General features: G+C 71.5%; 25 protein-coding genes, 1 tRNA gene and 1 pseudogene. 14 read left to right on the top strand and 13 right to left on the bottom strand.

Translation table 11 applies throughout. The features are described from left to right. Positions 1-105: 105 nt before the first annotated feature. Positions 106-285, bottom strand: a complete 180-nt coding sequence (locus ACQUFX_RS16230; RefSeq protein ID WP_132390218.1) for a DUF4236 domain-containing protein — start codon at positions 283-285, stop codon at positions 106-108. A 277-nt stretch (positions 286-562) separates the two neighbouring features. Here ACQUFX_RS16230 and ACQUFX_RS16225 point away from each other — a divergent pair, with 277 nt between their 5' ends. The 3 genes from ACQUFX_RS16225 (at position 563) to ACQUFX_RS16215 (ending at position 2,228) form a co-directional block, all read left to right on the top strand. After that, positions 563-682 (top strand): putative leader peptide, encoded by a 120-nt coding sequence (locus tag ACQUFX_RS16225; protein ID WP_428961234.1) that lies wholly within the window; start codon positions 563-565, stop codon positions 680-682. A gap of 194 nt (positions 683-876) precedes the next feature. Continuing rightward, on the top strand, positions 877-1,512 hold the full coding sequence (locus ACQUFX_RS16220) for a flavin reductase family protein (protein WP_428961233.1): 636 nt from the start codon (positions 877-879) through the stop codon (positions 1,510-1,512). Continuing rightward, entirely contained in the window at positions 1,509-2,228 is a 720-nt protein-coding gene (locus ACQUFX_RS16215; RefSeq protein WP_428961232.1) for a malonic semialdehyde reductase, read from the top strand. The genes ACQUFX_RS16220 and ACQUFX_RS16215 overlap by 4 nt, the downstream gene beginning before the upstream one ends. Positions 2,229-2,265: 37 nt before the next feature. Here the strand turns inward: ACQUFX_RS16215 and ACQUFX_RS16210 are convergent, their stop codons facing one another. Together ACQUFX_RS16210 and ACQUFX_RS16205 are read right to left on the bottom strand one after the other, a co-directional pair. Further along, entirely contained in the window at positions 2,266-2,721 is a 456-nt protein-coding gene (locus ACQUFX_RS16210; protein WP_428961231.1) for an RrF2 family transcriptional regulator, read from the bottom strand. Positions 2,722-2,728: 7 nt separating this feature from the next. After that, positions 2,729-3,904, bottom strand: a complete 1,176-nt coding sequence (locus ACQUFX_RS16205) for a helix-turn-helix domain-containing protein (protein ID WP_428961230.1) — start codon at positions 3,902-3,904, stop codon at positions 2,729-2,731. Between the two features lie 215 nt (positions 3,905-4,119). Here ACQUFX_RS16205 and ACQUFX_RS16200 point away from each other — a divergent pair, with 215 nt between their 5' ends. Beyond that, positions 4,120-4,896, top strand: coding sequence for a glucose 1-dehydrogenase (locus ACQUFX_RS16200; RefSeq protein WP_428961229.1), 777 nt, complete (start codon positions 4,120-4,122; stop codon positions 4,894-4,896). A 99-nt stretch (positions 4,897-4,995) separates the two neighbouring features. Here the strand turns inward: ACQUFX_RS16200 and ACQUFX_RS16195 are convergent, their stop codons facing one another. Continuing rightward, on the bottom strand, positions 4,996-5,427 hold the full coding sequence (locus ACQUFX_RS16195) for an SsgA family sporulation/cell division regulator (RefSeq protein WP_067369148.1): 432 nt from the start codon (positions 5,425-5,427) through the stop codon (positions 4,996-4,998). A gap of 694 nt (positions 5,428-6,121) precedes the next feature. On the opposite strand from ACQUFX_RS16195, the gene ACQUFX_RS16190 reads away from it, so the two are divergent. Next, positions 6,122-6,499, top strand: coding sequence for a TIGR02611 family protein (locus ACQUFX_RS16190; protein WP_428961228.1), 378 nt, complete (start codon positions 6,122-6,124; stop codon positions 6,497-6,499). A 50-nt stretch (positions 6,500-6,549) separates the two neighbouring features. After that, positions 6,550-6,624, top strand: a tRNA-Val gene (locus ACQUFX_RS16185). A gap of 74 nt (positions 6,625-6,698) precedes the next feature. Here the strand turns inward: ACQUFX_RS16185 and ACQUFX_RS16180 are convergent. From ACQUFX_RS16180 to ACQUFX_RS16170, 3 genes are read right to left on the bottom strand one after another with little or no spacing between them, the layout of a single operon-like run. Next, entirely contained in the window at positions 6,699-7,919 is a 1,221-nt protein-coding gene (locus tag ACQUFX_RS16180; protein ID WP_428961227.1) for a tyrosine-type recombinase/integrase, read from the bottom strand. Then, entirely contained in the window at positions 7,919-8,116 is a 198-nt protein-coding gene (locus ACQUFX_RS16175; protein ID WP_428961226.1) for an excisionase family DNA-binding protein, read from the bottom strand. Before ACQUFX_RS16175 ends, ACQUFX_RS16180 begins: the two co-directional genes overlap by 1 nt. After that, on the bottom strand, positions 8,113-9,657 hold the full coding sequence (locus ACQUFX_RS16170; protein WP_428961225.1) for a replication initiator: 1,545 nt from the start codon (positions 9,655-9,657) through the stop codon (positions 8,113-8,115). Before ACQUFX_RS16170 ends, ACQUFX_RS16175 begins: the two co-directional genes overlap by 4 nt. Before the next feature lie 1,189 nt (positions 9,658-10,846). Here ACQUFX_RS16170 and ACQUFX_RS16165 point away from each other — a divergent pair. The 4 genes and pseudogenes from ACQUFX_RS16165 to ACQUFX_RS16150 all read left to right on the top strand — a co-directional run bounded on the left by ACQUFX_RS16165 (position 10,847) and on the right by ACQUFX_RS16150 (position 14,276). Further along, a complete protein-coding gene (locus tag ACQUFX_RS16165) occupies positions 10,847-11,395 on the top strand; it encodes a DUF4145 domain-containing protein (RefSeq protein ID WP_428961224.1) in 549 nt (182 codons plus the stop codon). A 223-nt stretch (positions 11,396-11,618) separates the two neighbouring features. After that, positions 11,619-11,876: a hypothetical protein gene (locus tag ACQUFX_RS16160; RefSeq protein WP_428961223.1), complete on the top strand. Its 258-nt coding sequence runs from the start codon at positions 11,619-11,621 to the stop codon at positions 11,874-11,876. 757 nt (positions 11,877-12,633) lie between these two features. Continuing rightward, the gene (locus ACQUFX_RS16155; RefSeq protein ID WP_428961222.1) at positions 12,634-13,950 is read left to right on the top strand and encodes an IS256 family transposase; all 1,317 of its coding nucleotides are present in this window, start codon (positions 12,634-12,636) and stop codon (positions 13,948-13,950) included. 131 nt (positions 13,951-14,081) lie between these two features. Next, positions 14,082-14,276 (top strand): annotated as a pseudogene (locus ACQUFX_RS16150) (hypothetical protein). Between the two features lie 141 nt (positions 14,277-14,417). On the opposite strand, the gene ACQUFX_RS16145 reads toward ACQUFX_RS16150, so the two are convergent. Both ACQUFX_RS16145 and ACQUFX_RS16140 read right to left on the bottom strand, forming a co-directional pair. Continuing rightward, positions 14,418-15,005, bottom strand: a complete 588-nt coding sequence (locus ACQUFX_RS16145) for an HD domain-containing protein (RefSeq protein ID WP_428961221.1) — start codon at positions 15,003-15,005, stop codon at positions 14,418-14,420. A 69-nt stretch (positions 15,006-15,074) separates the two neighbouring features. After that, positions 15,075-15,824, bottom strand: coding sequence for a helix-turn-helix domain-containing protein (locus ACQUFX_RS16140; RefSeq protein WP_428961220.1), 750 nt, complete (start codon positions 15,822-15,824; stop codon positions 15,075-15,077). A gap of 168 nt (positions 15,825-15,992) precedes the next feature. Between ACQUFX_RS16140 and ACQUFX_RS16135 the strand changes: the two genes are divergently transcribed. Further along, positions 15,993-17,228: a helix-turn-helix domain-containing protein gene (locus ACQUFX_RS16135; protein ID WP_428961219.1), complete on the top strand. Its 1,236-nt coding sequence runs from the start codon at positions 15,993-15,995 to the stop codon at positions 17,226-17,228. Positions 17,229-17,727: 499 nt separating this feature from the next. Here ACQUFX_RS16135 and ACQUFX_RS16130 read toward each other — a convergent pair whose 3' ends face one another. Then, complete coding sequence (locus ACQUFX_RS16130; RefSeq protein ID WP_428961218.1) at positions 17,728-18,300, bottom strand: DUF6892 domain-containing protein; 573 nt, start codon at positions 18,298-18,300, stop codon at positions 17,728-17,730. A gap of 218 nt (positions 18,301-18,518) precedes the next feature. Here ACQUFX_RS16130 and ACQUFX_RS16125 point away from each other — a divergent pair, with 218 nt between their 5' ends. The 3 genes from ACQUFX_RS16125 to ACQUFX_RS16115 all read left to right on the top strand — a co-directional run bounded on the left by ACQUFX_RS16125 (position 18,519) and on the right by ACQUFX_RS16115 (position 21,527). Further along, the gene (locus ACQUFX_RS16125; protein WP_428961217.1) at positions 18,519-19,817 is read left to right on the top strand and encodes a low temperature requirement protein A; all 1,299 of its coding nucleotides are present in this window, start codon (positions 18,519-18,521) and stop codon (positions 19,815-19,817) included. Positions 19,818-20,079: 262 nt separating this feature from the next. Continuing rightward, on the top strand, positions 20,080-20,874 hold the full coding sequence (locus ACQUFX_RS16120; protein WP_428961216.1) for a S1 family peptidase: 795 nt from the start codon (positions 20,080-20,082) through the stop codon (positions 20,872-20,874). 101 nt (positions 20,875-20,975) lie between these two features. Then, positions 20,976-21,527 (top strand): P-loop NTPase family protein, encoded by a 552-nt coding sequence (locus ACQUFX_RS16115; protein ID WP_428961215.1) that lies wholly within the window; start codon positions 20,976-20,978, stop codon positions 21,525-21,527. Positions 21,528-21,656: 129 nt separating this feature from the next. On the opposite strand, the gene ACQUFX_RS16110 is transcribed toward ACQUFX_RS16115, so the two are convergent. The 3 genes from ACQUFX_RS16110 to ACQUFX_RS16100 form a co-directional block, all read right to left on the bottom strand. Further along, positions 21,657-22,337 (bottom strand): S1 family peptidase, encoded by a 681-nt coding sequence (locus tag ACQUFX_RS16110; RefSeq protein ID WP_428961214.1) that lies wholly within the window; start codon positions 22,335-22,337, stop codon positions 21,657-21,659. Positions 22,338-22,698: 361 nt separating this feature from the next. After that, complete coding sequence (locus ACQUFX_RS16105) at positions 22,699-23,379, bottom strand: S1 family peptidase (RefSeq protein WP_428961213.1); 681 nt, start codon at positions 23,377-23,379, stop codon at positions 22,699-22,701. 130 nt (positions 23,380-23,509) lie between these two features. Beyond that, complete coding sequence (locus ACQUFX_RS16100) at positions 23,510-25,348, bottom strand: glycoside hydrolase family 15 protein (protein ID WP_428961212.1); 1,839 nt, start codon at positions 25,346-25,348, stop codon at positions 23,510-23,512. Between the last annotated feature and the right edge of the window lie 39 nt (positions 25,349-25,387).

Raw genomic sequence — 25,387 nt, 5'->3', positions numbered from 1 at the left:
CCGGGAACCCGACCACCGGGTACGGAGGACGCCGGGTGCGGGCGGCGCAACGGACGTCGGGGCGCCGGTGTGGTCACCGGCGCCCCGACGGTCGAGACGGGGGGATCACGCCCTGGACTTGTCCTGCTTCCAGGAGAGCGGGCCGGGGAGGTCCACCCGATGCGCCTTGGCGCGCGAGTTCCAGGACCAGCGGCCGATCCTGATGCTCCAGGAGGAGAAGCCGTTCTCCGTGAAGTTCAGGATGATCGGCCCGTACTTCTTGCGCTTGCGGAACATCAGGCCCATCGTGGTGCTCCCTTCGTGACCGTCGCTCTGGTGTCGCCATCGAAGATGCCCACACCGTCGACACGGGAAACCCGGTGCGGTCGCGGGCGACCGGTGGTCGTGGACGGTCGGTGATCGTGGGACGTCGGTGGTCGACCCGCAGCCACCCGCCCCGCGCCGGCCCGCCGCGCCGCCCCCTCCGGCTGGAAACGCCACCTTGCAGATCGGCTTTCGGTCCACGTTGGTGCTGGTGAGCGATGTGGTCGACACCTTTGCTGGCGGTGCTCCCAGATGATGGATGGCCGTTGACCGGTGCTGCGGGCTGCGGCACCATGGGCTCATGTCGCTGCGGGACGAGGCTCTGCTCACCGCCCGCGTGCACGTCGACCTGGTCCGGCACGCGAGCGCGCTCTGTTGAGTTGACCGCCGGCCCGCCGCAGCGCCCGCCGCCCGCCCGGTCGACGACCGTGGCGGCTGTCGCGCCTCCCGGGTCACCCGGCCCGCCGCTGCGGCGCCGCGCTGCCTGCCGCCCGGCCCGTTTCGCCGGTGGCCGGCACGCCCACCCTCCCCGTGGACAGACCTATCCCAGCGTGGACAGATCAGGAGACCGCCATGTCCCCGTTCCGCCGCCCGCGTACCCTCGGCTCCTGCGACATCGCCCCCGGCGTCACCCGACGCCCACCTGATCCGCCCGGCCGTGGCGCGGTGCCCGGTGTCGGCCGGGTGGCCGGCGTTGCTGCGGAGGCCGGTGGCGGCGCGGTGGAGGGCGGCGACCTGGTCCCTGTCGACCAGGAGTCGTTCCGTGAGATGCTGCGCCGCCGGGCCGCCACGGTCGCCGTGGTCACCGCCGTGGCGCGGCCCGTCGGCCCACCCGGCCGGGGCGGCGGCGGGCTGGTCCGGGCCGGGGTCACCGCGACCTCGTTCACGGCGGTGTCGGTGGACCCGCCGCTGGTCTCCTTCTGCCTCGACGCCGCCTCGGCCCACGCGCCGGTGCTGGCCCGCGCCGAGCACGTCGCCGTCCACCTGCTGGCCACCGGCCAGGAGGACGCCGCCCGGACCTTCGCCGACGGCGGCGTCGACCGGTCCGCCGGGTACCCGGAGTGGGTCCCCGGCCCGTTCGGCCTGCCGCTGCTCAGCGGGGTGCTGGCCCGGCTGCTCTGCCGGGTGGCGCACCGGCTCCCGATCGAGGGCCGGACCCTGGTGATCGCCGAACCGCTGGCGCTCGGCGGCGGGCGGACGCCGGCATGAGCACGGGCACCACGACCCCGGCGACCGGTCCCGCCTCCCCGGCCGCCGACACCACGTCCCCGGGCCGGGGAGCCGCCGCTGGCCTGGCACCGGACCGTTCGCAGCCCGTTCCGCCGGGGGACGAGTGGCTGGCGCTGGACCCGACGGCCCAGGACCTGCTCTTCCGGGCCGCCCGCACGGCGAACACCTTCACCGACGAGCCGGTCACCGACGAACAGATCGCCGCGATCCACGACCTGGTCCGGTACGGGCCCACCGCGTACAACGGGCAGCCGCTACGGGTGCTGCTGCTGCGTTCGGCGGCGGCGCGCGCCCGGTTGCTGCCGCACCTGTCCTCCGCCAACCGGGCGAAGACCGCCGCCGCGCCCCTGGTGGCGGTGCTCGCCGCCGACGTGGACTTCCACGAGCGGCTGCCGGAGCTGTTCCCGCACCGGCCGCAGGCCCGGGACTGGCTGGCCGGGGACCGGGCGCAGCGGGCCGCGCAGGCCCGCCTCAACGCCGCCCTCCAGATCGGCTACCTGATCGTCGGGGTCCGGGCGGCGGGGCTGGCGGCCGGGCCGATGGCCGGGTTCGACCCCGCCGGGGTGGCCGGGGAGTTCTTCCCCGACGGGCGGCACGAGGTGCTCGTGGTGATGAACCTCGGTCGCCCCGGCCCGGACGCCTGGCAGGACCGGCTGCCCCGGCTGACCTCCGGTGAGGTGATCCGCACCCTGTGACCAGGCGGCCGGTTCGGTGCGGGGCGGGGCGGCCCGATCAGCGGGGCTCCCAGGCGTCGGGCAGCGCCGTCAGCCGGCGGACGTGGGTGGGCATTCGACCGTTGAGCAGCTCGGCGAGGGTCACCTCGTCGACCACCCGCCGGACCGAGGCCCGGACGGCGACCCAGAGCTGGGGCAGGTGTTCCGCCGGCCCCTCGTACTGGGTCTCCTCCGGGCGCAGCCCGCGTACCCCGGCCAGCGGCCCGTCCACCGCCCGCAGGATGGACCCGACGGCGATCTCGCCGGGTGGTTTGGTCAGGGAGTAGCCGCCCTCGACACCCCGCTGCGCCCGGACGACGCCGGACCGCCGCAGGTCGGCGAGGACAGCCTCCAGGAACTTGCGGGGCAGATCCTGTTCGGTGGCTATCACCTGGGCGGAGAGCAGGTTCGGGTACGCGGCAGCCAGGCTGAGCGCCGCCCGTACCGCGTAGTCGCCGCGCGCGGAGATATGCACCCTGCCATCATGCCCGGTCGGGTTCACCGGTTCGCTCGGTGGGCTGGCGGGGGCGGACGATCCCGGCCGGCCGGGGCCCGGATCCCGGTGGGCGCTGCGCCCCGGCCGACCCGCGTCGTGCCATGTCGGAGGCCGGCTGCGGACCCTCCGGTGCCCGCCCGCCCCGGGCCCGATCCCCGGCACCGGGCGGTCGTCCGTTCCCGGTCGCTGCCCTCCGGTCGTCGAATCCTGCCCCGCTGTCCGGGTTGACTGCCCGTCCGTCCGGGGCCGGTGCCCGCTGGTCCCGGGCGGCCCGGAACGCGCCCGGACTGCGCCCCATCTCCCGGGTGAAGAAGCGACCGAAGTTCGTCGGCTCGGGAAAGCCGAGGCGGCGGCCGATCTGGGCGATCGGTTCGTCGGTGGCGGCGAGCAGCCGGGCGGCCTCCAGGGCGACCCGCTCGTCGATCACCTGCTTCGCGCTGCGGCCGGTCACCGCCAGGCAGGCCCGGGTCAGGGTCCGTACCGAGCAGCCGAGCTGGGCGGCGTAGTCCTCGACCCGCCGGGTGTGCCGGTACCCGCGCTCGACCTCCTGGCAGAGCCGCTGGAAGGTAGCGCCCTCGCCCCGGGGTGGGGTCTCCTGTCCGGTGGGGACCAGGGCCAGTCGGAGCAGCAGCACGGCGAGCTGGTGCCGGAGCAGGTCGGCGGCGGCGGGCTCGTCCCGGTACCGCTGCCGGTCGGCGGCCAGCCGGTGGATCCCGTCCCGGACCGCCGCGCCCTCGTCGCCCCGGAGGTGGCAGTGCTCCGGGGTGACGTCGTTCGCCGCCGGGGTGCCGGCCAGCGTGTCGGCCCGCCACCGCAGCAGCAGCGCGTCGAACGGGCGCTCGCCGCCGCACCGCACCGCCTGCCCGGGGCGGATCCGCAGCAGGGTGCCGGGGTGGCAGGGCAGCGCGCGGAAGTCCAGCTCGACCGTGCCGTACCCGTCGGTGACCAGGACCAGCAGGTCCGAGTCGACCAGCACCGGGCGACGCCAGTCCGGGGTCGGCGCGAGGTCACTCAGGGCCGGGGTGTCGATGCCCCCGGGCGGATCGATGCCGCCGGGAGGGGTGACGACAGCGGACGGCGGGGCGTCGTCGGGGTCGGGGGAGGGACCGGGCTGACCGGAGACGTCGCCCGTGGCCGGGGAGGACTGACCAGAGAAGACCATCACCCGTGACGGTAACCGGCAGGTCCGGGGGCCGCATCCCGGACGCCCGCCGGCCGGTGCGGCGGGTCGACGTCCGCCGGGGCGGGGGTTGTCGCCGGACGCGGGGGCGGATTAACTTACCGATCGGTAGGGCCGATCGGTGGGTCCGGTACCGGCTGACCGGGGCGACGACCTCACCGGGACGACGACCTGACCGGGACGACGATGGGACGACGATGACGGATCTGTTCTCGGTGCAGGGCAAGACGGTCCTGGTGACCGGGGGCTCCCGGGGGATCGGCCTGATGATCGCCCGGGGTTTCGTCCGGGCCGGGGCCGACGTGATCATCTCGTCCCGCAACGCCGAGGTCTGCGCGGCCGTGGCCCGGGACCTCTCGACCGAGGGACGCTGCGCGGCGATCCCGGCCGACCTGAGCCGCGACGCCGGGGCCGAGGAGTTGGCCGCCGCCGTCCGGGACCGGAACGACCGGCTCGACGTCCTGGTCAACAACGCCGGTGCGACCTGGGGCGCGGCGCTGGAGGACTATCCGGAGAGCGCGTTCGACAAGCTCTGGGCGGTCAACGTCAAGGCGGTCTTCCGGCTCACCACCGCGTTGCTGCCCGCGCTGCGGGCGGCGGCCGACCCCGACGACCCGGCCCGGGTGATCACCATCGGCTCGGTGGACGGCATCCGGGTGCCGACCATGGAGGTGTACGCCTACTCGGCGACCAAGGCGGCCGTGCACATGCTGACCCGTACCCTGGCGCACCGGCTGGCCGGCGAGCAGATCACGGTCAACGCGATCGCGCCGGGGCCGTTCGAGAGCAAGATGATGGCCTTCGCGCTGGACGACCCGGCCACCCGGGCGGCCATCGAGCAGCAGATCCCGCTGGGCCGGATCGGGCGGCCCGAGGATGTCGCGGGTACCGCGATCTACCTGGCCTCCCGGGCCGGGGCGTACCTGACCGGTGCGGTGATCCCGGTCGACGGCGGGCTCACCACGCACGGCTGAACCGGACGTACCCTGGAACGGTGTGTCGGACGTACCGTGGGTGGTGGTGTGCCGGGGCCGCGCGGACTCGGCAGATCCGCGCGGCCCCGGTCGGCTCGGTCAGCGTCCGGCGAGCAGCCGGTTCACCGCCGTGTCGACGTCGAGGTGGTCGGCCTCCCGTCCGCGCGGCACCACGACGTAGGTCCGCCGCAGGAACCGCACCAGCACGCTGCGTGGCACCTCGAACAGGGCGTTGCCGTCCGGCGACGACAGCGCCAGCGCGACGAAGTCGCCGCGTGGGGTGGCCCAGGGCCACACCCGCACGTCACCGATCCCGGCCGGATCGTCGAGCCCGGTGACCAGCAGCTCGCGGGCGAAGGACCAGCTCACCGCCTCGCCCCCGGCCGATTCGGCATGGAACAGGACATGGACCGCATACGGGTCAGCAGGGTCGTACCGCAGACTGGCGCGCACCGGCAAGGCGGTAGCGTCAGGTGCGACGAGCCTTAGTGACGTCTCGACCTCTACGGTCGTCGGTCGGATGACACTCATGAACGTTCTCCCCCCGGCACCGCTGCGGAACGTCCGTGTCCCGCTTTTCCCATACTCAGGTGCTACTCCTGGCTACGCTCCGCCATACGCTGACTTCACCCAGTGGTGGGAAGGGGGTCGGAAACGCCGATAGAATGTGAAAATTCTTGTACGATATCCGGTTCTGCCCAGTACGTGATCCCGCCCGGCGTCGGGGTTGGTTCAGACGACGACTTACTCCGGTAACGTCCAGTCGTCCGTTCCAGTGACGGGCCGGGGCACACTAGGGGTTGAAATGACCACGAATCGATCCTCAGTGGATCCGCCGACCTCGGCGAACTCGTCGCAGGAAACGGCTGGCACCGGTCGAAAGCGGGGGGACACCGTGCCGACAGATCAGCAGGGCTCCGGAGGTGGCACGCGGCCCGGAGCGGGCCCGTCGGGACGTCCCGACGGCGCCGCCCGGGGCGTCGGGCGCAAGCCCGTCAACGGGGGTGACGGAGCGGCCCAGGCCGCCGGCGTCAACGGCGCCAACGGGTCCGGCAAGGGTGCGTCCGGGAAGGGCGCGAACGGGTCCGGGAAAGCCGCGAACGGGTCCGGGAAGGCCGCGAACGGCACGGCCGCGAACGGGGCCGGGCGGGCCGCCTCCGGCGGGTCCGCCGGACCGACCGGCCCGAAGGCGAAGAGGGGTCGACACCACCAGCTCCGCCGGCGGGTGAAGACCACGCTCGACCTCATCCGGGCCAACCCGACCGGCCGGGTCACCCTCAAGATCGGCGTGTCCATCGCCGGCGCGCTCGTGGTCACCATCGGGATCGTCCTGATCCCGCTGCCCGGCCCCGGCTGGCTGCTGGTGATCGCCGGCATGGGCATCTGGGCCGTGGAGTTCCACTGGGCCAAGCGGCTGCTCGGCTTCACCCGCCGGCACGTCCAGGGCTGGACCCGATGGGCCACCACCCGACCCCTGCCGATGCGATTCGCGCTCGGCTCCGTCGGCCTGGTCTTCGTCGCCGTGGTCGCCTGGCTCTCGCTCAAGTACAGCCTCGGCATCGACGTGGTCGCCCGCGCGCTGCGGTACCTCGCGACGAACTGACCCCGGATTCGCGGTCCGGGCCGGCGATCGGGTACAGTTATGCGCGCTGAGGGCGATTAGCTCAGCGGGAGAGCGCTTCGTTCACACCGAAGAGGTCACTGGTTCGATCCCAGTATCGCCCACCAGGTCAGAGGCCACTTTCCATCGATGGAAGTGGCCTTTCTGCTGTCCGTACAGCAGCGAAGTACAGCAGTTCTCGTCAGTGCCCGAGTGACTCACCGAGGCGCTTGAGGGCGTCCCGGGTCGCCGTGGACGAAACCTGGGTGTAGATCTCCATCGTCACCGAGAAGCGGGCGTGCCGGAGGATCTGCATGGCGACCCGTGGATGCACGTCGAGGTCGGCCAGGAGGGTGGCACAGGTCCGGCGGGCGTCGTGAATGGTGATCGGCCGGACTCCTGCCCGGTCACACCGCGTTTGCCAGGAACGCTGGAAGTTGCGCGGCTCGATGGGCGTGCCGTAGCGGGTGGTGAATGCGAGGTCGTTCTCGTGCCACGCCTTCCCGGCGGCCGCCCGTGCCTCGTCGCGTTGTTCGCGTCGCAGCTTCAGTGCGGCCACGCAGATGTCGGGCAGGGGCAGCGTGGCGTCGGACGCCTGGGCCTTGGTGTCGCGGTGCAGGAGTTGCCCGCGTACCCGTTGCAGTTGCCGACCGATGGTCAGCTCACCGGCGTCGAGCTCGACGTCCGCCCACACGAGCCCGAGGGCTTCGCCTTTGCGCAGGCCGGTGACGAGGACCAGGGCGTACGCGGCGTAGAGGGGGTCCTCGTCGGCGCGGGCCGATTCCAGGAACCGACGTGCCTCGTCGCTCGACCAGGACCTGCCCCGCCGGCGGCGGATAGTGGCGAGGGTGACCGGCACGGCCGGGTTGCGGGTGATGAGGTCTTCGGCCTGGGCGTGGGTGAGGGCGGCCCGCAGCGCGGCCCGGATGTCGCTGACCGTGCGGGTCGACGGGACGGCCTGGCAGCAGCGGCCGACCGCGCAGCACCGACGTTTCTCCGTCCGGCGGGCGGCGTCCTTGCCCTGGGCGCAGCACTGGCAGGTGCGGGCCACCTGGTTGAGCCAGGTCTGCACGTTCCGGGGCTGGAGCCGGTCGAGCCGCTTCGACCCGAGTCCGGGGGCGAGGTAGCGCCGGACGAACGTCTCGTAGGTGGCGTAGGTCAACGGTGCCCGGTTCGGCTGGACGATCTCGGTGAGCCAGTAGGTGAGGAAGCTGCCGACCGTCGGGACGCTGGTCGCCACCGGCCCCTGCTTCGCCTGCTGGTGCAACTTGATCCACTTGTCGTGGACGGCCTCCCGGGTCCGGCCGTAGACGTACTTGCGGGTCCGCTTCCCGTCGGGCTTGGTGACCCAGACGTACGCGGCGAAGCCGGTGCGGTACGGGAAGATCGAGCCTTCCCCGTTGGCACGTGACTTTCCGGGCATCAGGCGGCCTCCTGCCTGTCGACCTGGTCACGGACGTACTCGTCGACCCACTCGGGGAGGATGCGGCGGTACTTGCCGTCCTTGATGGAGCGCAGCTCGCCGGTGGCGATCTTCATCTTGACCTTGGACAGGCCGAAGCCGAGCAGGACGGCGACCTCGGCGGGGGAGTACCAGCGCGGGGTGAGGGGTCGGGTCACGCCGCCACCTCCGACCACGTCTCGTGGGCGACCTCTTCTCGGCCGATGCGGCGGCGTTCCCGGTGCTGTGCGGCGGCGGTGTTGGCGAGCAGGGCGTCCCCGTCGGTGAGCCACCCGGAGCCGACGAAGGCCAGGGCACCGACGGTGATGGAGCCGTCATCGGCGCGGCGGTAGCTGGCGCGGGTGTCCCGGAGCAGCCCGAAGGTGACCGAGTACCGGCGGGCCTTGGTGAGGAAGTGACCGCCGTAGCCGAGCATGTGCGCCCACCGGCGCAGCCCGGGGTAGGCGTGCGATCCGGTGTCAAGTTTCGCTTGACGCTCCCCAGCCGGGGTGGCGGTGTCGCTGGTGCGGTGCCGGGTGGGGCGGCCGAGTCGCCAGCAGGCGTCGATGAGCCGGGCCAGGTGGTCGCCTTCCGGGTCGGCGTAGGCGTCGATCGTGTCCGGCGTGAGTCGGGTGGAGCAGTGGCCGGTGACCTCGGTGGCCTTGGTGGCGTACTTCGCCAGGTAGCCGGCCACCTTCCCGTCGGTCACGTCCCCGTCGCCGGTGCCGATCCGGCGTACGTCGACCTGCTCTCCCCAGGCGACCGACCAGCCCTGCGGCCGATCGGGGTGCGGCGGGGTGGTGAAGGTGATCTGCCGGGCGGCGACGTGCACGGCCGTGTCGAGGTCGTCGACGGTGATCCCCGTCGGCGGCGGGACCAGGGCGTGCCGGTCGTTGGGGTCGACCCCGTCGAGGCGCAGCAGGACGTGGAAGTGCACCGCGCCCCGGCGCTGCATCTCGGCGACCTTCCCGTGCGACACCCGCACCGGCGGCACCCGCCGGATCTTGCCTGCGTCGGTGACCACCTGGACTGTCGGGATGCCGCGTCGGCGGCAGAGGGCGGCGAGGTGCCGCTCGACGGCCTGCTTGGTGCGCCGCCACAGATCCCCCGCGAAGGCGTTCCAGACGACCTGGTGATCGTGGTCGTAGCAGTCCAGACAGAGCGGCCGACCGAGCCGCCCATCGGTGGAGTCGTGGCGGGCGAAGCAGGCCCCGGGCCGCCCGTGCGGGCAGGTGGCAGCGTCGCGGCGGGCGTGGCAGGGGGCGGGCCGGCAGTCGCAGCGCCGCCGGTCGGCGCAGGTGTGCCGGGGTACGTGCCGGTGGTGCACCGGGCCGAACGACGGCGCGGTGAAGGTGGCGAAGACGACCGGATGCCGGGCCACCGAGGCGGGGACCGCCTTGCCGCCGGTCAGGCCGCAGCGGACGACCTGGAAGGCATCACCGGCGTAGACCCAGGAGCAGTCCGGGCACTGGGCGGCACGTCGGTTGCCGCACGCCTTGTAGAGCACCCGGTCGGGCAGCTCGTCGGTGTGCTGCTCGGCCAGGACCTGCCCGGTGTCCTGGTCGACGTTGGTCATCGTGCCGGTCAACCGGATCGGACGGGCACAACCCCCGGCGGTACGGGTGTGCTCCAACCAGCCGAAGTAGTCGGGGGCGGCGGCCCGGTGCAGGGCCTGGGCGTCACGACCGGCGGCGACACCGGGACGGTGCAGGGTGGACAAGGGTTCTCCTCAGGGCGGGTGGCAGGGACGGGCGACGAACCGCCACCGGTCACCGGATCGGTGTCCGTCGGTGGTGTTCGTGGTGTCTCCTGGCACCGCCTGGGAGGGCGGCTGACGCCGGAGGGCGGGCCTGGCCGATGGCCGCTGACCGCCGGTGGGACGCGGTCCTTCCGGTTGCTGGACATGGTGACGCCGGGACGGGTGGGGTGCCTGGAGGTCGGCATCCGGCGGGTTGCCGCAGGCGAGCCCCACCCGTCGAGGGAAGGCGAATCCGGGCCATCGTGACGGCGGGAAGGCCGTAATGGGCCACTCAGCGGATTCCGGGGGCCGACATCGCGGCCATCGTGATCGAGAACCGACGGGACCTGGCCCGCATCAGCGACAGGACGGCCGCTCAGCATCTCCGTGGTCGAGCCCGGCGAACCGGCAGGAAGGCCGCACTGGCGTGCTCGACGACCGCCAGAGTAGCACCGGGTACCGACACGTCAACCCGCCGTGAACCTCGGTGCCGAACTGGCCCGGACCGGCTACCGGCCACTGTGGGAGAACTTTCTGTACGTCTATCAAGGCGGCCCTGGACGGGCCGCACGCGCCGCCGCCAGGGCGCGCGTCCGTCGCTCCGCTGGCGCTCCACTCCGGTCACGCAACACGCCCGGCGGCTGGCGCGGAGGCGGGTAGCCCGGTGGGCCGCCGGATGACGACAGGCCGTTGTCCGGTGGGGTGGTGGGGCCGGCAGCCGGCCGGGCCGCGCGGCCGGCACCCGCGCGGCGTGGGGGAGCGGACGCCGGGTCCGTCGGCGGCCGGCGGGTGGGTGGCGGGGTTGCGGTTACTGCGCCTCCGGCGGGGGCGCTCCGGCTCCAGGATGGCCGGGGGGCCGTCGGCGGCTTGCGGTCCGTGGGTGGTGACGGTGGGAGCCATCCCGTCTGCCGTCGACCCGGGCGGGCCGAGCAGACCACCGCCCGACCCGCCAGCGTCCGTACGGGTGTCAAGGTCCGCTTGACGTGGCGGGCCGGGCGGCGGCCAGCTCCATAGGAGTGCGGGTCGACGGCAGACGGGATGGCGAAGCGCGTCGGCTCTCTGGCAGTCTGGTCGGATGTCCATAGTAGCCTCGAAAGAAGTGGCACTACGTGCGCTGAATTGTCCGCATTGCAAGACTCTAACCTTGGGTCATATTCGAGGGACATCTCTCTTGGATGACGACACGGAAGTCGCGGTGTCGCAGCTCCTGCTGATCCAGTGCGATGGATGCAACGCGAACTCTCTGCATCAAGAGGTTGACTTTGGTGATAGAGATAAATACTTCTACCAAGTGTGGCCGGAGGAGCGGCGGCCTCTCTCGTTCGCGGTTCCTGAGGAATTGCGGGCAGAGCATGAGGAAGCGGTAGCTTGCCTGCGGTCGGGTGCTCACACGGCAGCCGTAGTGATGGTCCGGCGAACCTTGGAGGGCATCTGTCGACTGAACAACGTCGACAAGAGGACCTTGTTTGAGGGGTTGCGGGAGTTGCAGCAACGAGGTCAGATCGACGATCGGCTTATGGAATGGGCTGAGGAGCTAAGAACGCTCGGTAATCAGGGAGCGCACTTCACGGGTACGAAGGTGACTCGGGAAGACGCCTCGGATGCCGTGGACCTTGCCGAGGCGATGCTCGACTACATGTATGTCCTTACGGTCAAATTCGCAGAGTTCAAGAAGCGCCGGGCAAGCAAGGCATCCTCGGCCGGCGAGGCAAAGGCGTAGTGCGGTTGGGCGCGTCAGGCTGCGGGATGCCATGGAACGTGCCCGAACCGTGCCCGTTGCAGCGGTCAACATCGGTAGGTCAGGGCCGCCCGGAGGCCCAAACCGCTGACGGTGTCTGGTGAACAGACCTTTGGTGGCTACTGCGTGTGTGGATCAAGCCGATTCCCAAGCTGACCGTCCCATCAGAGAGCGGGTACCGCCCCACGCCGCTACGGTCTATGGCGTGGAGGAGGACAACCCAGGCGCAGCCTGGCGGGCTCGCATACGAGGGTCGGGTTCGATCGAGCGAGATCGTGAAGCGCTCGCGCGCCTGGTTGACGAGGACCACGACCTGGCCGAGGTCTACTACTACGAGGCGGTCAGCGATCCAGGCGCACGCGCGATGAATCGGGCGCAACGTTCCTACGCCGGCCAGTACGAGCGCCGGCTTCGGCGGCTTGCCCACCGGCGTAGGAACTCTCAAGAGCCCGGCGATGGGTGACTAACCGAGTGACGACCGGCAAGGACACACCGGACAACTACGGACGCCAGCGGACCATACCCGCAGCTCACCGCCAATGCCGGCGCTGGTTCAGTCAACCCGGAAGTTCCTTCACACCGAAGGCGTCTGCTCGCTCCACCCCGGACCCGACGGGCACCGCTCGCAGCCGGTGATGCCGCAAGCGCGCACGTTGGCCGCCGTGTGGATCGAACCCGCTTCGGGGCAGTCGGCGCACTCCGTCGACATGTTCTCGTGAAGGATCACGATGCCGAGGCACGACGGCGAGGACTTGACCCCGGAAGGACGACGAGCCATCTCAACCTCGCTTGGGTGACTAACTGAGTGACGATCGGGGCGGACCGGCGCGCACACCGGTGGACGATGACGCACCGAGAGTCCAGGGTACGACGGGAGAAGGGGCAGGTTGACCCAGCTTGATCGTTGCCTGGGGGTCAAGGGGTCGCCAGGGCCCACACGGGGCACAAGGCAGCGTGAAACGTCGGCAGTCAGCCATCCGACGTGAGCCCAGGAGCGAGCCTGAGCAGTGCACCGACCAGGCTGCCGCAGGTCAGGGACGAGATGGTCTAAGTTCCGCTTCAACCTCTGAGGCGGACTTGACCTCTTGCGTCGTCATGTCAAGGGGATCTAGCGCAGTCAGCGCGGGGTGTTACCGGTCGGCTGCGCTGGGTGTAGCGTCCGTTGTGTGGTCGGGACTGTAAAAACAACGGTGTATCTCCGATCAAGGGAGTAGCACCTGATGACGATCACGACTGATGCGGTGGACACTGCCGCTGTGTCCGGTGATGAGACGGCCAAGCGGCCGCGTACGAAGACGACGCCGGGGGGTGTCGATCCGGCGTTGGTGTCGCAGTTGGTGACCCAGGCCCGTGAGCAGGGGCTGCAGCTGTCCGGCGAGGGTGGCCTGCTGCAGCAGTTGACGAAGATCGTGCTGGAGTCGGCGCTGGATGGTGAGATCACTGACCACCTCGGCTACGACAAGCACGACACGGCCGGGGCGAACTCCGGCAACTCCCGCAACGGCAGCCGGTCCAAGACCGTGCTCACCGATGTCGGGCCGGTGCAGATCGATGTGCCGCGGGATCGGGCGGGTTCGTTCGAGCCGGCCATCGTCCGTAAGCGTCAGCGCAGGTTGTCCGGGGTGGAGGACCTGGTGCTGTCGCTGTCGGCGAAGGGCTTGACCACCGGTGAGATCAGCGCCCATCTGGCCGAGGTCTACGGCGCGCAGGTCTCTCGCCAGACGATCTCCACGATCACTGACAAGGTGATGGACGGGATGGCCGAGTGGCAGAACCGGCCGCTGGATCCGGTCTACCCGGTGGTGTTCCTCGACGCCATCAACGTCAAGATCCGGGATGGGAAGGTCGCCAACCGGCCGATCTACGTCGCTCTCGCGGTCACCGCCGACGGCACCCGCGACATCCTCGGTCTGTGGGCCGGCGACGGCGGCGAGGGCGCCAAGTTCTGGCTGCAGATCTGCACCGAACTCAAGAACCGGGGCGTCGACGACGTGCTCATGGCCGTCTGCGACGGACTGACCGGGCTACCGGAGGCCATCGGGCAGGTCTGGCCCCGCACCGTGGTCCAAACCTGCGTGGTGCACCTGCTGCGCAACTCCTTCCGCTACGCCGCCCGCCAGCACTGGGACGCCATCGCCAAGGCCCTCAAACCGGTCTACACCGCACCCACCGAGGCCGCCGCCACCGAACGGTTCCTCGAGTTCGCCGAGGCATGGGGCGGCCGGTATCCGGCGATCGTGAAGCTGTGGGAGAACGCCTGGGCCGAGTTCGTGCCGTTCCTGGCCTTCGACGCCGAGATCCGCCGAATCATCTGCTCCACCAACGCCATCGAAAGCGTCAACGCCCGCATCCGCCGCGCCGTGCGCGCCCGCGGACACTTCCCCCACGAGCAAGCCGCCCTCAAGTGCGTCTACCTCGCCGTCATGAGCCTGGACCCGACCGGGCAAGGCCGCAAACGCTGGGCCACCCGCTGGAAAAGCGCACTCAACGCCTTCGACATCACCTTCGACGGACGCCTCTCCGCCGGCCGCAAGTAGACATCAACCAACCCCAGTTACACCGTTAACTTGACAGCCCCCGCGCGGAAGGGAATATTCGGTGTGTGCGCGAAGCTCGTCGGGTGACGGCGGCCCTTGGCCGCCGTCGAGGCAGATCCGGTGTCGACGGCGTGGTTGAGGATCCCACGGGGGCCGCGTGGCGGGCTCGCATTCGAGCGGCGCGCTCGATCGAGCGTGACCGCCAAGCGCTTGCGCTGCGGTCGACGAGGACCAGGACCCGGCCGAGGTCTCGTACTTCGAGTCGGTGAGTGATCCTGTTGCGCGGCCAAAGAAAGCGGGCGCAGCGTTCCTATGCCGGTCAGTAAGAGCGCAGGCTTCGACGATTTGCCCAACGGCGGAAGCACTCCGAGGGCGGCGACGGCTCTGAGTGACTAGCTGAGTGACGACCGATGGGCATGCCACCAGACAACCACGGAGGAAGGCGGACCGTCTTCGCAACTTATCGCTCACATCGAGACTGGTCCCGGGTGCGGTGGGGCGAGCCAGGCGAGGGGTTGGCCGGTGAGCGCGGCGTCGGCGAGGCGGCGGGCGGAGGCGGTCTTGAGCGCGGCGCGGCTGCTGTCGATCCAGCGTTGGACGTTGTCGATGCCCTGGTGACGGTACTCGACGGCCTGGACGAGGCATTCGAGTTTGTCGGCGTCGCGGGCGACGACGGCTTCAAGGGTCTCGCCGGCTTCGTACTCGATGACGGCGGCGGTGATGGTGTCGGTGACGGCGGGTGGGCTGCCGGCGACCTGGTCTGCGGTGATGGTGGTGTTGGGGGCGGCGGTGAGGTAGCGCTTGGCGATGTGGGGCAGGTCGGTGGTGCGGGTTTCCTGGGTGTCGTGCAGGACGCAGAGCATGGTGACCCGGGCGGGGTCGGCCCCTTCCATGGCGGCGAGGATCATGCCGATCAGGGCGGTGCGATGGCAGTGTTCGGCGATGGTTTCGGGATGCCTGACCCCGGCGAACCACCAGCCGGTACGGGCTGCGCGTTTCAGGACACCAGCCTCGAAGATGAACCTCATCGCGGCGGCGTACTGGTCGTCTCTCATCTGACTCCTACCATGGGAGTTCTGGGCGTCACATGGGTGAGGAATCGGGCCAGAGGCTGGAACGGCATGCTACTCGGTCGCCGTGTTGTACCGGTCGAGGGTCGCCTTGGAGGTCGAGGCGTCGCGGAAGACCAGTTCCCATGGGCCGGTGTTGATGTCCATGTCCTTGCCGAACCCGACCCATTTTCCGGCCATTCGTCGGCCCGTGGGTTCGACCAGGAGTTGGATCGCGCCGTGGTAGCGGGCGCCCCGGTAGTAGCCGGTCGGGTCGGTCTGCTCCACCCAGGTGCCGGTGACGACGGCACCGTCCACGGTGAGGTCCAGTGACAGGGACGATGCCGCCGAGCCGGGGAGGCTGCGGGCGGTCAGTCGGTCGCCGTGCTGGAGCACGACCACGAAGTGCTGCCCGGCGAAGGAGTCTGACCGGCCGCTGGAGTAGTACTGGTAGCGGCTGAGCCACACGCCCTCGTACGACCGGTGGACGGCGGCGGGCCTGGCTGTGGGCGTCGGTGTGGCCAGGCTGGACATGGGAGAGGTCAGGTCGTGTCCACCGTGTCGGTCGTCGGCGACGTGCCCGTCGGGCACTGCGGCGAAGCCGAGCAGTGAGATGGGCAGGCCGGTGACGACCTCCAGCGCGCGGGCGTAGACGGGTCGCGGTGCGGCGATCGCGCCGGACTCCCATCGCTGGACGAGTCTCTTGTTGGCGTCGTTGGGCTCCCCGACGCGGTGCCCTGCGGCCTGGAGCGCGCGGGCGAAGTCGTCCTGGCTCATGCGCATCCCGGCACGGACGGCGCGGAGGGCGGTGTTCGGGACCGTCATGACGCCACCATAGCGGTATGTCGCCTGAATGTCGCCGGCAATGTGCCTGGCTTGTCGGGTCCTGTGTCGTCGCGGGTGGTGACATCCCAGCGTCATCGTGGACGGCATACGGCGGTCGAGCCTGCCGCCGCGCTGTTGACGACTGAGGTGGGATGCAGGGTGATGGCGATGACCCGGCACGGAAACGGTTCAGGCGACGCCGTCGGCGACGGGGAGCTGCTGCCTGTCGGGCGGCGGGTGGCGTACTGGCGGGGGCGGCGGAAGTTGTCGCAGCAGGTGTTCGCCGACCGGTTGGGCAAGTCGAAGAGTTGGGTGGACAAGGTCGAGCGGGGTGTCCGCTCCCTGGACAGGGTGTCGACTCTCCAGGAGGTCGCCGCCGTGCTGCGTATCGACACGGCGGTGCTGCTCGGTCGGGATGTCCAGCCTTCCAGGGTGGTCGAGCGGACCGCAGAGGTCGAGCGGATCCGCGAGGCGCTGTCCCGGTACGAGATTTCCCTGGCCCGCCCCGCAGGCCGCCGGCCGGTGCCGCCGCCCGCCCAGATGGCCCGGCAGGTCGCGCATGCCTGGACGACATTCCAGCACGCCCGCTACCCACGCGTGGTCGACCTGCTGCCGGAGCTGCTGACCGAGTTGGAACGCAGCCACGCCGGTGACCCGGTGGCGGGTCGGGCGTTGCTGGTGGAGGCGTACCGGGTCACCACAGCACTGTTGGTCAAGTTGGGTGCCCCGGACCTGGCGTGGCTTGCTGCCGACCGCGCGATGATCGTTGCGGCGGGTGACGCGGTGTTGGTGGCCGCCGCGGCGGTGCAGCTCGGCCAGGTGCTCCGTGCGTCCGGGCAGGCGCGGGTGGCGACGTCGGCGATGCTGGCCGCCGCCTACCGGATCGCCCCGCCGGTGGTCGAGTTCGGACTACCCCCGGAGTTGTCCCTGTGCGGGACGCTGCTCGTCCAGGCGGCGTTGGCCGCAGCCCGTTACGGCGACGAGGCGGCGGTGGCCGGGCTGCTCGACGAGGCCGCCGCCCTGGCTGCCCGCGTCGGCGACGGGCGCGACCACCACCGCACCGGGTTCGGGCCGACGGCGGTGGAGTCGGCCCGCGTCGCCGCAGCGGTGGAGTTGGGCGACGGAGGGGACGCCGTGGCATGGCACGAGAAGGCGACCACCCGCGACGGATGGCGGTGGCTGCCCGCCGAGCACCGCGCGGCACACCTGATCGACGCCGCCCGCGCGTACCTGCAGACCGACGATCCGATCAGCGCCGCCCGGGCACTGGTGGAGGCCGACCGCTTTGCGCCGGCCGAGATCCGCCACCGACCAGCCGGCCGGGACGTCCTCGCCCGGGTCGTCCGCGACCCGCGCGCCCCGACGGCGCTCATCCATCTCGCCGCCACACTCGGGGTGGGCTGAGGATGACCGCACCGTTCCTGTCCCTGGCCCAGATCCACAACCGGCTGATCCTCACCGCCCGCTGGGTCCTCCGCGACCACCGACCCGGACCCGACGGTCGCTGCCCGATCTGCCGGACGGAAGACTGCCCGGTGGCTGCCGCCGCCCGGGACGTCCTTCGGGCAGCCGAGGAAGTACGGCTGTGGAGTACCGCAACACAGCCGGCCGCACCCGACGAACCCAGCGGCTCGACGGGGGTGTCGTAGCGGGTGGTGAACCCGAGGTCGTCCTCGTGCCACGCCGTCCCGGCGGTCGCCCGTGCCTCGTCGCGTTGGTTCCTCCGCAAGCGCCGTGGAGATCGGCCGGCACCTCGACCGGTTCTGTGCTGCTCAGACGCCGCAGATGGATGCGGTTGGGGGCGCGTCCCGGCCGCGCCGAGGCAGTGGGTGTCGGGCACACACCTGCTCCCTCACCCGGGACTCCCGGCCGCTGTGGGGCAACGGCCTCTGCGGTGGCGCGGTCAACGGCTGACCGTCGTCCCGCGGGCCTCCAAGCGGGTCAGGACATCGGGGTCGTCGAGGTGCGCCAGCGAGACGTCCAGGGTGTGGAGCGCAGGCAGCGACTCCAGCACCGCCGCTGCCGTGCATTCCCCGGTCAGCGTCAGTTCCGCCAGGGCCGGGTGGCCGGTCAGCGGGGTCAGGTCCAACGGCCCGCGACGGTAGCCGTGGCCGTCCAGGTCCAGGGACTGCAGGCTGGACAGTGCGTGAATGCCCTCCAGCGACGTCACGTTGTAGTCGTCGGACTCGCCGCCGGTGTCGATGTCCAGGGTCTGCTCGATCAGCATGTAGATGTCGCTGCCGCCGTCGAACTGCAGGTGGGTGATCGCTGCGGCCTCGGCCGACGGCACCGCGACGGCATGTAGCAGATCTAGTGACGCCTTCAGGCGCGGGCCTGGACCGGGGTAGCCGTCCTCCGGGCCGTCGGGGCCGGTCGACTCGATGAGCGCCTTGAGGTCGTCGGCAGCGATGCCGTCGTCCAGCAGGGCGTCCAAGACGCCCAGGTGCAGGCCGAGGTCGGCGAAGGTGAGGGTCATGATCCCGACCGTATCCTGCTACCGGCTTGGCCGAGCACGCGGAGCGGGTCGTCGTAGGAGTCGGGTGGGGCTGGTGACGGTTCGGAGGCGGCCGGTGCCGGTGGGCGTACCAGGCCACCCGCCGTCTCCGCAGCGGCCCCGGGCGGATGAGGTCGTCGATCGAGACCAGGCTGGCGCTTTCCCCCGTATTCGGGGCAATTGGGTTGAACAATGGTTCGGTGACTGATGGTGAGGCCGGTGACCGGGCCGGACGTGACCGGCGCGACCGGCAGCCTCCCGGTCAGCGGGTGGAGGGGGCGGCGGGCGCCGTCGAGGTGAGCCGCCGGGCGAACTTCCTGGAGTTGTTCTTCGACCTGGTGCTGGTCTTCGCCCTGTTGGGGGTCGTGTCGCGGGTCGTGGTGGACCTGACGGCCGATGATCTCACCCAGCAGTGGGCGGGGCTGTCGTACGTCGTGGTGTTGGTGCTGCCGATCATGTGGTTGTGGACGACCACCTCCCACATCACGAGCCGCTTCGACCCGCGCCGGCCGGTCGTCCAGGCGATGGTGCTGGTCACCGCCCTCGGCGTGGTCTTCATGGCCTCGTCGTTGCCGTACGCGTTCTTCGAACGGGGCTACGCCTTCGCCGTACCGTACGTGCTCCTTCAGGTGGGACGGCCCCTGGTCCTCATCAGGCTCCTGCCGGAGTGTGCGCAACGAGCCCTCTACACGCGGGCGGCGATCTGGTTCGCCCTGTCGGCCGGGCCGTGGCTGGTCGGCGGCATCCTGCTCAAGGGCGAGCCCCGGGTGGGTCTGTGGGCGCTGGCCATCACGATCGAGCTCGTGGCGGCCCGCTTCTCCTGGCCGGTGCCGGGGATGAGCCGGCAGTTGGACAGCGCCTGGGATCCGATCAAGACCCACCACCTCGCCGAGCGGTACGAGCAGATTCTGCTGATCGCGCTCGGTGAGAGCGTGCTGGCGCTGGGGATCACCTACACCCGTGCGCCGGTGTCGTGGGCCGGGTCGGTGGCACTGCTGGTCGGCTTCGCCACCACGGTGCTCCTCTGGCGGATCTACTACTACCGGGCGGGGCAGGTGCTCCCCGAGGCCGTCCACGTGGCCGGGGACCGGATCGGGGCCGGCCGCAACGTCGGACGCGCCCACATGATGATGGTTCTCGGCATCGTGCTGGTGGCGGCCGGGTACGAACTCGTCGTGTCCCACCCCGGGGGGCACGTGCCTGCCGTCTGGCTGGTCGTGATCCTCGGCGGGCCGATCGTCTTCGTCATCGGTCGGATCGGATTGGAACGCGTGGTCTTCAACCGCGTCTCCCGGAGCAGGCTCATCGGCATCGCTGTCCTGGCGGCTGCGGCCCTGCCGCTGGCCTTCGTCCCGCCGTTGGTCGCGGCGGTCAGCGCTTTCGTGATCCTGTTCGGCATGGCGGTGGCCGACGCCCGGCATGCCTGGGGCCGACCGCTGGAAGCCCCCTCGCCACTGAACGAGCGGCCCCGGTCAGGACCGGAGCCATGGCGACTGTGACGAGCCGGCGACGAGCCGGTTCGGCTCAAGGAGCCTGCTGAACAGCCTCGCCCGCCGGTCACCGGACGAACGCCGCCCGTGTCGCGCCGGTCGCCGAGCAGCCGGGGCGCGACGTGCTGTCTGCGCCGAGGCGGGCCGGGTGGTCATAACGCGGCGGTAGGACCCGGAGAGGAGGCGCAAAAGATCCAGCGATCTCAATAAGATGATCCGCACTTGATGCCGGTGCGCTCACGAGGCGTACCGATCCGATGCGGAGGAACGCATGGTTCGTTGGCGCACCATCACCGGCCTGGTGGCCGCCGCGCTGATCGCGGTCACCGGAGGCAGTCTCGCCGCCGTCACGCCCGCCGTGGCGAGCGGGAACACGGCGACACCCTTCGTCGTGGGGGGCACCCGCGCCGCCCAGGGCGAGTTCCCGTTCATGGTACGGCTCTCGATGGGCTGCGGCGGGTCGCTCTACAGCCCGACCCTGGTCCTCACAGCCGCCCACTGCGTCCGGGCCACCGGCGCGAACACCAGCATCACGGCCACGCTGGGCACGGTCGACCTGCAGTCGTCCAGCCGCATCACGGTCCGCTCCAACTACGTGTACCGGGCCCCCGGATACAACGGCTCCGGCAAGGACTGGGCGCTGATCCGGCTCGCCACGCCGGTGACGAGCCTGGCCACCCTGCCGATCGCCACCAGCACCGCGTACGACAACGGGACCTTCACCGTGGCCGGCTGGGGCGCGGCCCGCGAGAACGGCGCGCAGCAGCGGTACCTGCTCAAGGCGACCGTGCCGTTCGTCAGCGACGCGGTCTGCAACGCCAACTACCGCGGGGACATCATCCCGGCCGAGGAGATCTGCGCGGGCTACGCCAGCGGCGGCATCGACACCTGCCAGGGTGACTCGGGTGGCCCGATGTTCCGCCGGGACGCCACCAACGCCTGGATCCAGGTCGGCATCGTGAGCTGGGGCAACGGCTGCGCCCGGCCCAACTACCCGGGTGTCTACACCCAGGTGAGCTACTTCTCCTCCGCGATCGCCTCGGCCGCCGCGAGCCTCGGCGGCTGACCCGGGTACCCCTCGACGGCGGCGGCCCGGCTGGTGACCCAGCCGGGCCGCCGCCCTGCGCGCCCCGGGCGGGATTGCGGCGGCGGCGTACGCTGCCGCGGATGAGCCCACCGTCGCGCATCCTGGTCGACGGGGTGTACGGCGCCGGCAAGTCCACCCTCGCCGAGCGCCTGGCCGACCGTCTCGGCCTGCCCTGGTACCCGGTCGACGACCAGCTCTGGGAGCCCGGCTGGGTGGAGGTGCCGGTGCCGGTGCAGCGCGAGCGGATGAGCGAGGTCTGCCGCCGGGACCGGTGGATCCTCGACGGGGCGTACCACGGGTGGCGGGACGTGGTGCTGGCCCGCGCCGACCTGGTGGTCGGCCTGGACTATCCCCGCTGGCTCTCCTACGGGCGGCTGCTGCGCCGCACGCTGCGCCGGCTGCTGACCGGCGAGGTGATCTGCAACGGCAACCGGGAGACGCTGGGCAGCGTGCTGTCCCGGGAGTCGATCCTGGTCTGGCACGTCACGGCGTTCGGCCGGGCCCGGCGACGGATGCGGGCCTGGCAGGCCGACCCGGCCGGGCCGCCGGTGCTGCTGTTCCGCTCCCCGGCGGAGCTGGACCGCTGGCTGGCCGACCTGCCCCGGCACCCGGCGGGGCGACGCCAGGACTGACGGCGTGGCGCGGTTCCGGCCGGCTGCGGCACCGCTGTCGACGGCAGAGGGGCTGACGACGGCACGCGGGGTGCCTGGTGGCACCCCGCGTGGTGGGCGGTCGACCGGCCGCCGGGGCGGCCGGCCCGGTCAGACGCCGGTGACCGAGGTGATCCAGCTCCGGCTGGCCGCGACCGAGGCGTAGTTCTGGTAGGTCGAGCCGTTGCCGGTGGAGCAGACGCCGACCTGCTGGCCGTTGTAGAACTGCGGGCCGCCGGAGTCGCCCCGCCAGGCCACCCCGTTGCCCCGGGTGCTGCGGATGGCCGGCCCGCCGTACGCGTCGGTGGAACCGGTCGTGCTCACGGTGACGGTGGCGGTCTTGAGCTGGGGCGACGCGGCGCAGTTGGTGCAGGTCCGGCCCCAGCCGAAGATCGTGTTGGTCGAGCCGGCCGGCGGGTTGGCGCTGGCCAGCGTGACGTACGTGGTGGAGATCGACGTGCTCAGGTAGAGCAGGCCGAGGTCGTAGCGGTTGTAGGTGGCGCTGACCGTGGCGGTGGTGCCGCCGGAGGCGTAGTAGACGCTGCCCACCCGCACCGACATCGAGCCGCCGAGGCAGTGCGCGGCGGTCAGCACCCAGCGCGGGGCGATGATCGAGCCGGAGCAGGCGAACGAGCCGCTCTGGAAGACGGCCGCCGCCCAGGGGGCCGACGAGACGGTGCCGCCACCGATGATGGGCTGCGGCGCGGTGGGGGCGGCAGCCGCCGAGGCGGGGGCGACGAAGGCTCCGACGAGGGCGGTCGCGATGGCCGCCATGGTGAGACGGATACGCACGGGGTGCTCCTTACCGAGGGGGACGTGCCCGGTTTTCGGGTGGGCCGGGCCGGTGTCCGGTGGCGCTTTCCACCGCCGGACACCACGGTCGTCCGGTGCCGGGGCAGGCACCGCACCGACAGCGCGGGTCGTGCTGCCGGTGAGGCCAGAGGCTAGGGGGAGACAGTTCCCACGACAAGATCCGAGCGCAATTATTTCGCATGGCGGGCGATAAACAACTGCTCCGCAGGAATAGTATGACCTTGGCATTATGCATTGCCGTCGGTAACTGTAGGTGACAGTTTACCGGGCGGTGGTCGACCCGGGTGGGGGCGCGCCGGGGGGTGCCCGGCGGCACCCCGCGAACCGGCGCCGGTGGCGGTCAGACGCCGCTGATCTCGGTGATCCAGCTACGACTGGCGATCACCGAAGAGTAGTTCTGCGAGGTCGACCCGTTGCCGCTGAAGGAGACGCCGACCTGCTGGCCGTTGTGGAACTGGGGGCCGCCGGAGTCGCCCTGCCAGGACACCCCGTCGCCCCGGGCGCTGCGGATCACCGGGCCACCGTCCGCGTCCTCGGAGCTGATCGCGGTCACCCGGACGGTGGCGGTCTTGAGCTGGCTGGACGGGTCGCAGGTCAGGCAGGTCCGGCCCCAGCCGTAGATGGTGTTGACGGCGCCGACCGGCGGGTTGGCGTGGGCCAGCGTCACGTACGTGGTGGAGACCGACGTGCCCAGGTGCAGCAGGGCGAGGTCGTGGCGGGTGTGGATGGCGCTCACCGTGGCGGTGGTGCCGCCGGAGGCGTGGTAGATGCTGCCGACCCGCACCGAGATGGAACCACGGAGGCAGTGGGCGGCGGTCAGCACCCAGCGCGGGGCGATGATCGAGCCGGAGCAGGCGAACGAGCCGTTCTGGAAGACCGCCGCCGCCCACGGCGCCGACGAGACGAGGCTGCCGCCGATGATCGGCTGCGGCGCGGTCGGTGCGGCGGTCGCCGTGGCCGGGGCGACCAGGGCACCGGCGATGGCGGTCGCGACGAGCGCCAGGGTGAGACGGATGCGCACGGGGGAAACTCCTAACCCAGGGGTCTGCTTCCTCCGACAATTATCGCCACACGTCGGTCGATGTGTATCGCGTTCCGTGCGGTGGTGTGGCCGACGCCGGGCATCGTCGTCGGTGACTGTCGTCGACGCCTCAGCGTGGCGACGACGGTCCGGTCCGCTCCGCCCAGACGTGCAGGGCCTCCCGGTCCCCGGCCGCGTCGAGGTTCAGCGCCGCCTCGATCAGCGCCAGGTGGGTGAACGCCTGCGGATGGTTGCCCAGCGCCGTCCCGTCGGCGGCCATCTGCTCGGAGTAGAGACCGAGCGGGCCGGCGAGCGCCATCAGCCGGTCGAACAGGTCCCGCGCCTCGTCGCGCCGCCCGGCCAGGGTGAGGGCGGAGACCAGCTCGAACGAGCAGAGCAGGAACGCCCCCTCCTCGCCGGGCAGCCCGTCGTCGGCGACGTAGCGGCGGACCAGCGCCGGGGCGATGGCGAGTTCCCGCCGATGATGGTCGATGGTGCCGAGCACCCGGGGGTCGTCGGCGGGCAGGAAACCGACCAGCGGGATGCGCAGCAGCGAGGCGTCCGGCTCGGTCGAGTCGTACCACATGACGAAGCTGTTCAGCTCCCGGTCGTACCCCCGGTCGAGCACCTCGGCGTGCAGCTCGTCCCGGGCCCGCCGCCAGCGCTCGACGGGGGCGGTGTCGTCGCCGAGCAGCCCGGCGAGGCGGATGCCCCGGTCGAGGCAGACCCAGATCATGACCTTCGAGTTCACGTGGTGCCGCAGCGGGCCACGGATCTCCCAGATCCCGTGGTCGGGTTCCCGCCACCGCTCGGCCATGGTGTCGACGTGCCGGCGCAGCAGTCCCCACTGCTCGCCGGTCAACTCGCCGGTGAGCTGCTGGTACGCCAGCGCCGCGTCGAGGATGTGGCCGTACGTGTCGAACTGGACCTGGTCGACGGCCTCGTTGCCGACCCGGACCGGCCGGGAGCCGGCGTAGCCGCTGAGGTGGTCCACCTCCCGCTCCTCGTCGGTGCCGCCGCCGATGCCGATCAGCGGGGTCAGCAGCTTCTGCTGGCCGGCGCAGATGTCGAGCAGGAACCGCAGGTAGCGTCGGCCCTCCTCGGCGTGGCCGAGCCGGAACAGGGAGAGCAGCAGCAGCGCCGCGTCCCGGTGCCAGGTGTAGCGGTAGTCCCAGTTGCGGCTCCCGCCGATCTCCTCCGGCAGGGAGGTGGTCGGCGCGGCGAGCAGCGCGCCGGTCTCGTCGAAGGAGAGGCCGCGCAGCACCAGGGCGCTGTGCCGGACCGCCTCGGCGGCGAAGCCGGCGTAGTCGCTGCGGGCCGCCCAGGCCCGCCAGGTCGCGCAGGTCCGCTCGACCAACCGCGCGGGGTCGGCCGCCCCGCCCGGCTGACCGGTGCCGTCCGCCGGGGGGTGGTCGTAGCCGAGCAGCAGCGTCACCGTCCGGCCCGCCGGCAGGTCGACCTCGGCGTGCAGGTCGCCGCCGTCGGCGGTGAGGGGCAGGCCGCCGTCGAGCCACAGCTCCGCGTCGGCGGCCCGCCACCGGTCGCCGGACCGCTCCCAGGTCGCCGGTCGGGCCCCGTAGCCGGGTCGGGGGGTGACCCGGACGGCCAGCCGTACCGGGCCGCGTGCCACGCTCACCTGCCGGACCAGCAGTTTGCCGGCCCGGATCGGCTGCTCGGGGTCGCCGGGGGTGACCGCGAGGAAGTCCCGGACCACCGCGTCACCGGCCCGGCCCTCGTACCGGCTCTCCAGCACCAGCGTGTCCGGCAGGTACCGCCGCCCGACCGGGCCGGCCCCGTCGACGGTGAGCGAGAAGGCGCCGCCCGCGTCCCGGTCGAGCAACCGGGCGAAGACCGCGTCACCGTCGAACCGGGGTACGCAGAGCCACTCGACCGCGCCGTCCGGCGCGACCAGGGCCGCCGTGTGGGTGTCGGAGAGGAAGGCGTACCCGTCGATCGGCGGGAAGGTCATGCCGGCTCCGGTCGATCCGTGTGACAGCCGTACCCCGGC

It is taken from the genome of Micromonospora fluostatini (genome assembly GCF_050410825.1).
GTDB lineage: Bacteria > Actinomycetota > Actinomycetes > Mycobacteriales > Micromonosporaceae > Micromonospora > Micromonospora rosaria.
This window is presented reverse-complemented; position numbering and strand designations above follow the sequence as displayed.

What these genes read in the sequence shown, in the direction of transcription:
- ACQUFX_RS16230 (WP_132390218.1), bottom strand. Translation starts at nt 285, where the DNA reads ATGGGCCTGATGTTCCGCAAGCGCAAGAAGTACGGGCCGATCATCCTG.
- ACQUFX_RS16225 (WP_428961234.1), top strand. Translation starts at nt 563, where the DNA reads ATGGCCGTTGACCGGTGCTGCGGGCTGCGGCACCATGGGCTCATGTCG.
- ACQUFX_RS16220 (WP_428961233.1), top strand. Translation starts at nt 877, where the DNA reads ATGTCCCCGTTCCGCCGCCCGCGTACCCTCGGCTCCTGCGACATCGCC.
- ACQUFX_RS16215 (WP_428961232.1), top strand. Translation starts at nt 1,509, where the DNA reads ATGAGCACGGGCACCACGACCCCGGCGACCGGTCCCGCCTCCCCGGCC.
- ACQUFX_RS16205 (WP_428961230.1), bottom strand. Translation starts at nt 3,904, where the DNA reads ATGGTCTTCTCTGGTCAGTCCTCCCCGGCCACGGGCGACGTCTCCGGT.
- ACQUFX_RS16200 (WP_428961229.1), top strand. Translation starts at nt 4,120, where the DNA reads ATGACGGATCTGTTCTCGGTGCAGGGCAAGACGGTCCTGGTGACCGGG.
- ACQUFX_RS16195 (WP_067369148.1), bottom strand. Translation starts at nt 5,427, where the DNA reads ATGAGTGTCATCCGACCGACGACCGTAGAGGTCGAGACGTCACTAAGG.
- ACQUFX_RS16180 (WP_428961227.1), bottom strand. Translation starts at nt 7,919, where the DNA reads ATGCCCGGAAAGTCACGTGCCAACGGGGAAGGCTCGATCTTCCCGTAC.
- ACQUFX_RS16155 (WP_428961222.1), top strand. Translation starts at nt 12,634, where the DNA reads ATGACGATCACGACTGATGCGGTGGACACTGCCGCTGTGTCCGGTGAT.
- ACQUFX_RS16145 (WP_428961221.1), bottom strand. Translation starts at nt 15,005, where the DNA reads ATGAGAGACGACCAGTACGCCGCCGCGATGAGGTTCATCTTCGAGGCT.
- ACQUFX_RS16140 (WP_428961220.1), bottom strand. Translation starts at nt 15,824, where the DNA reads ATGACGGTCCCGAACACCGCCCTCCGCGCCGTCCGTGCCGGGATGCGC.
- ACQUFX_RS16135 (WP_428961219.1), top strand. Translation starts at nt 15,993, where the DNA reads ATGACCCGGCACGGAAACGGTTCAGGCGACGCCGTCGGCGACGGGGAG.
- ACQUFX_RS16130 (WP_428961218.1), bottom strand. Translation starts at nt 18,300, where the DNA reads ATGACCCTCACCTTCGCCGACCTCGGCCTGCACCTGGGCGTCTTGGAC.
- ACQUFX_RS16120 (WP_428961216.1), top strand. Translation starts at nt 20,080, where the DNA reads ATGGTTCGTTGGCGCACCATCACCGGCCTGGTGGCCGCCGCGCTGATC.
- ACQUFX_RS16115 (WP_428961215.1), top strand. Translation starts at nt 20,976, where the DNA reads ATGAGCCCACCGTCGCGCATCCTGGTCGACGGGGTGTACGGCGCCGGC.
- ACQUFX_RS16100 (WP_428961212.1), bottom strand. Translation starts at nt 25,348, where the DNA reads ATGACCTTCCCGCCGATCGACGGGTACGCCTTCCTCTCCGACACCCAC.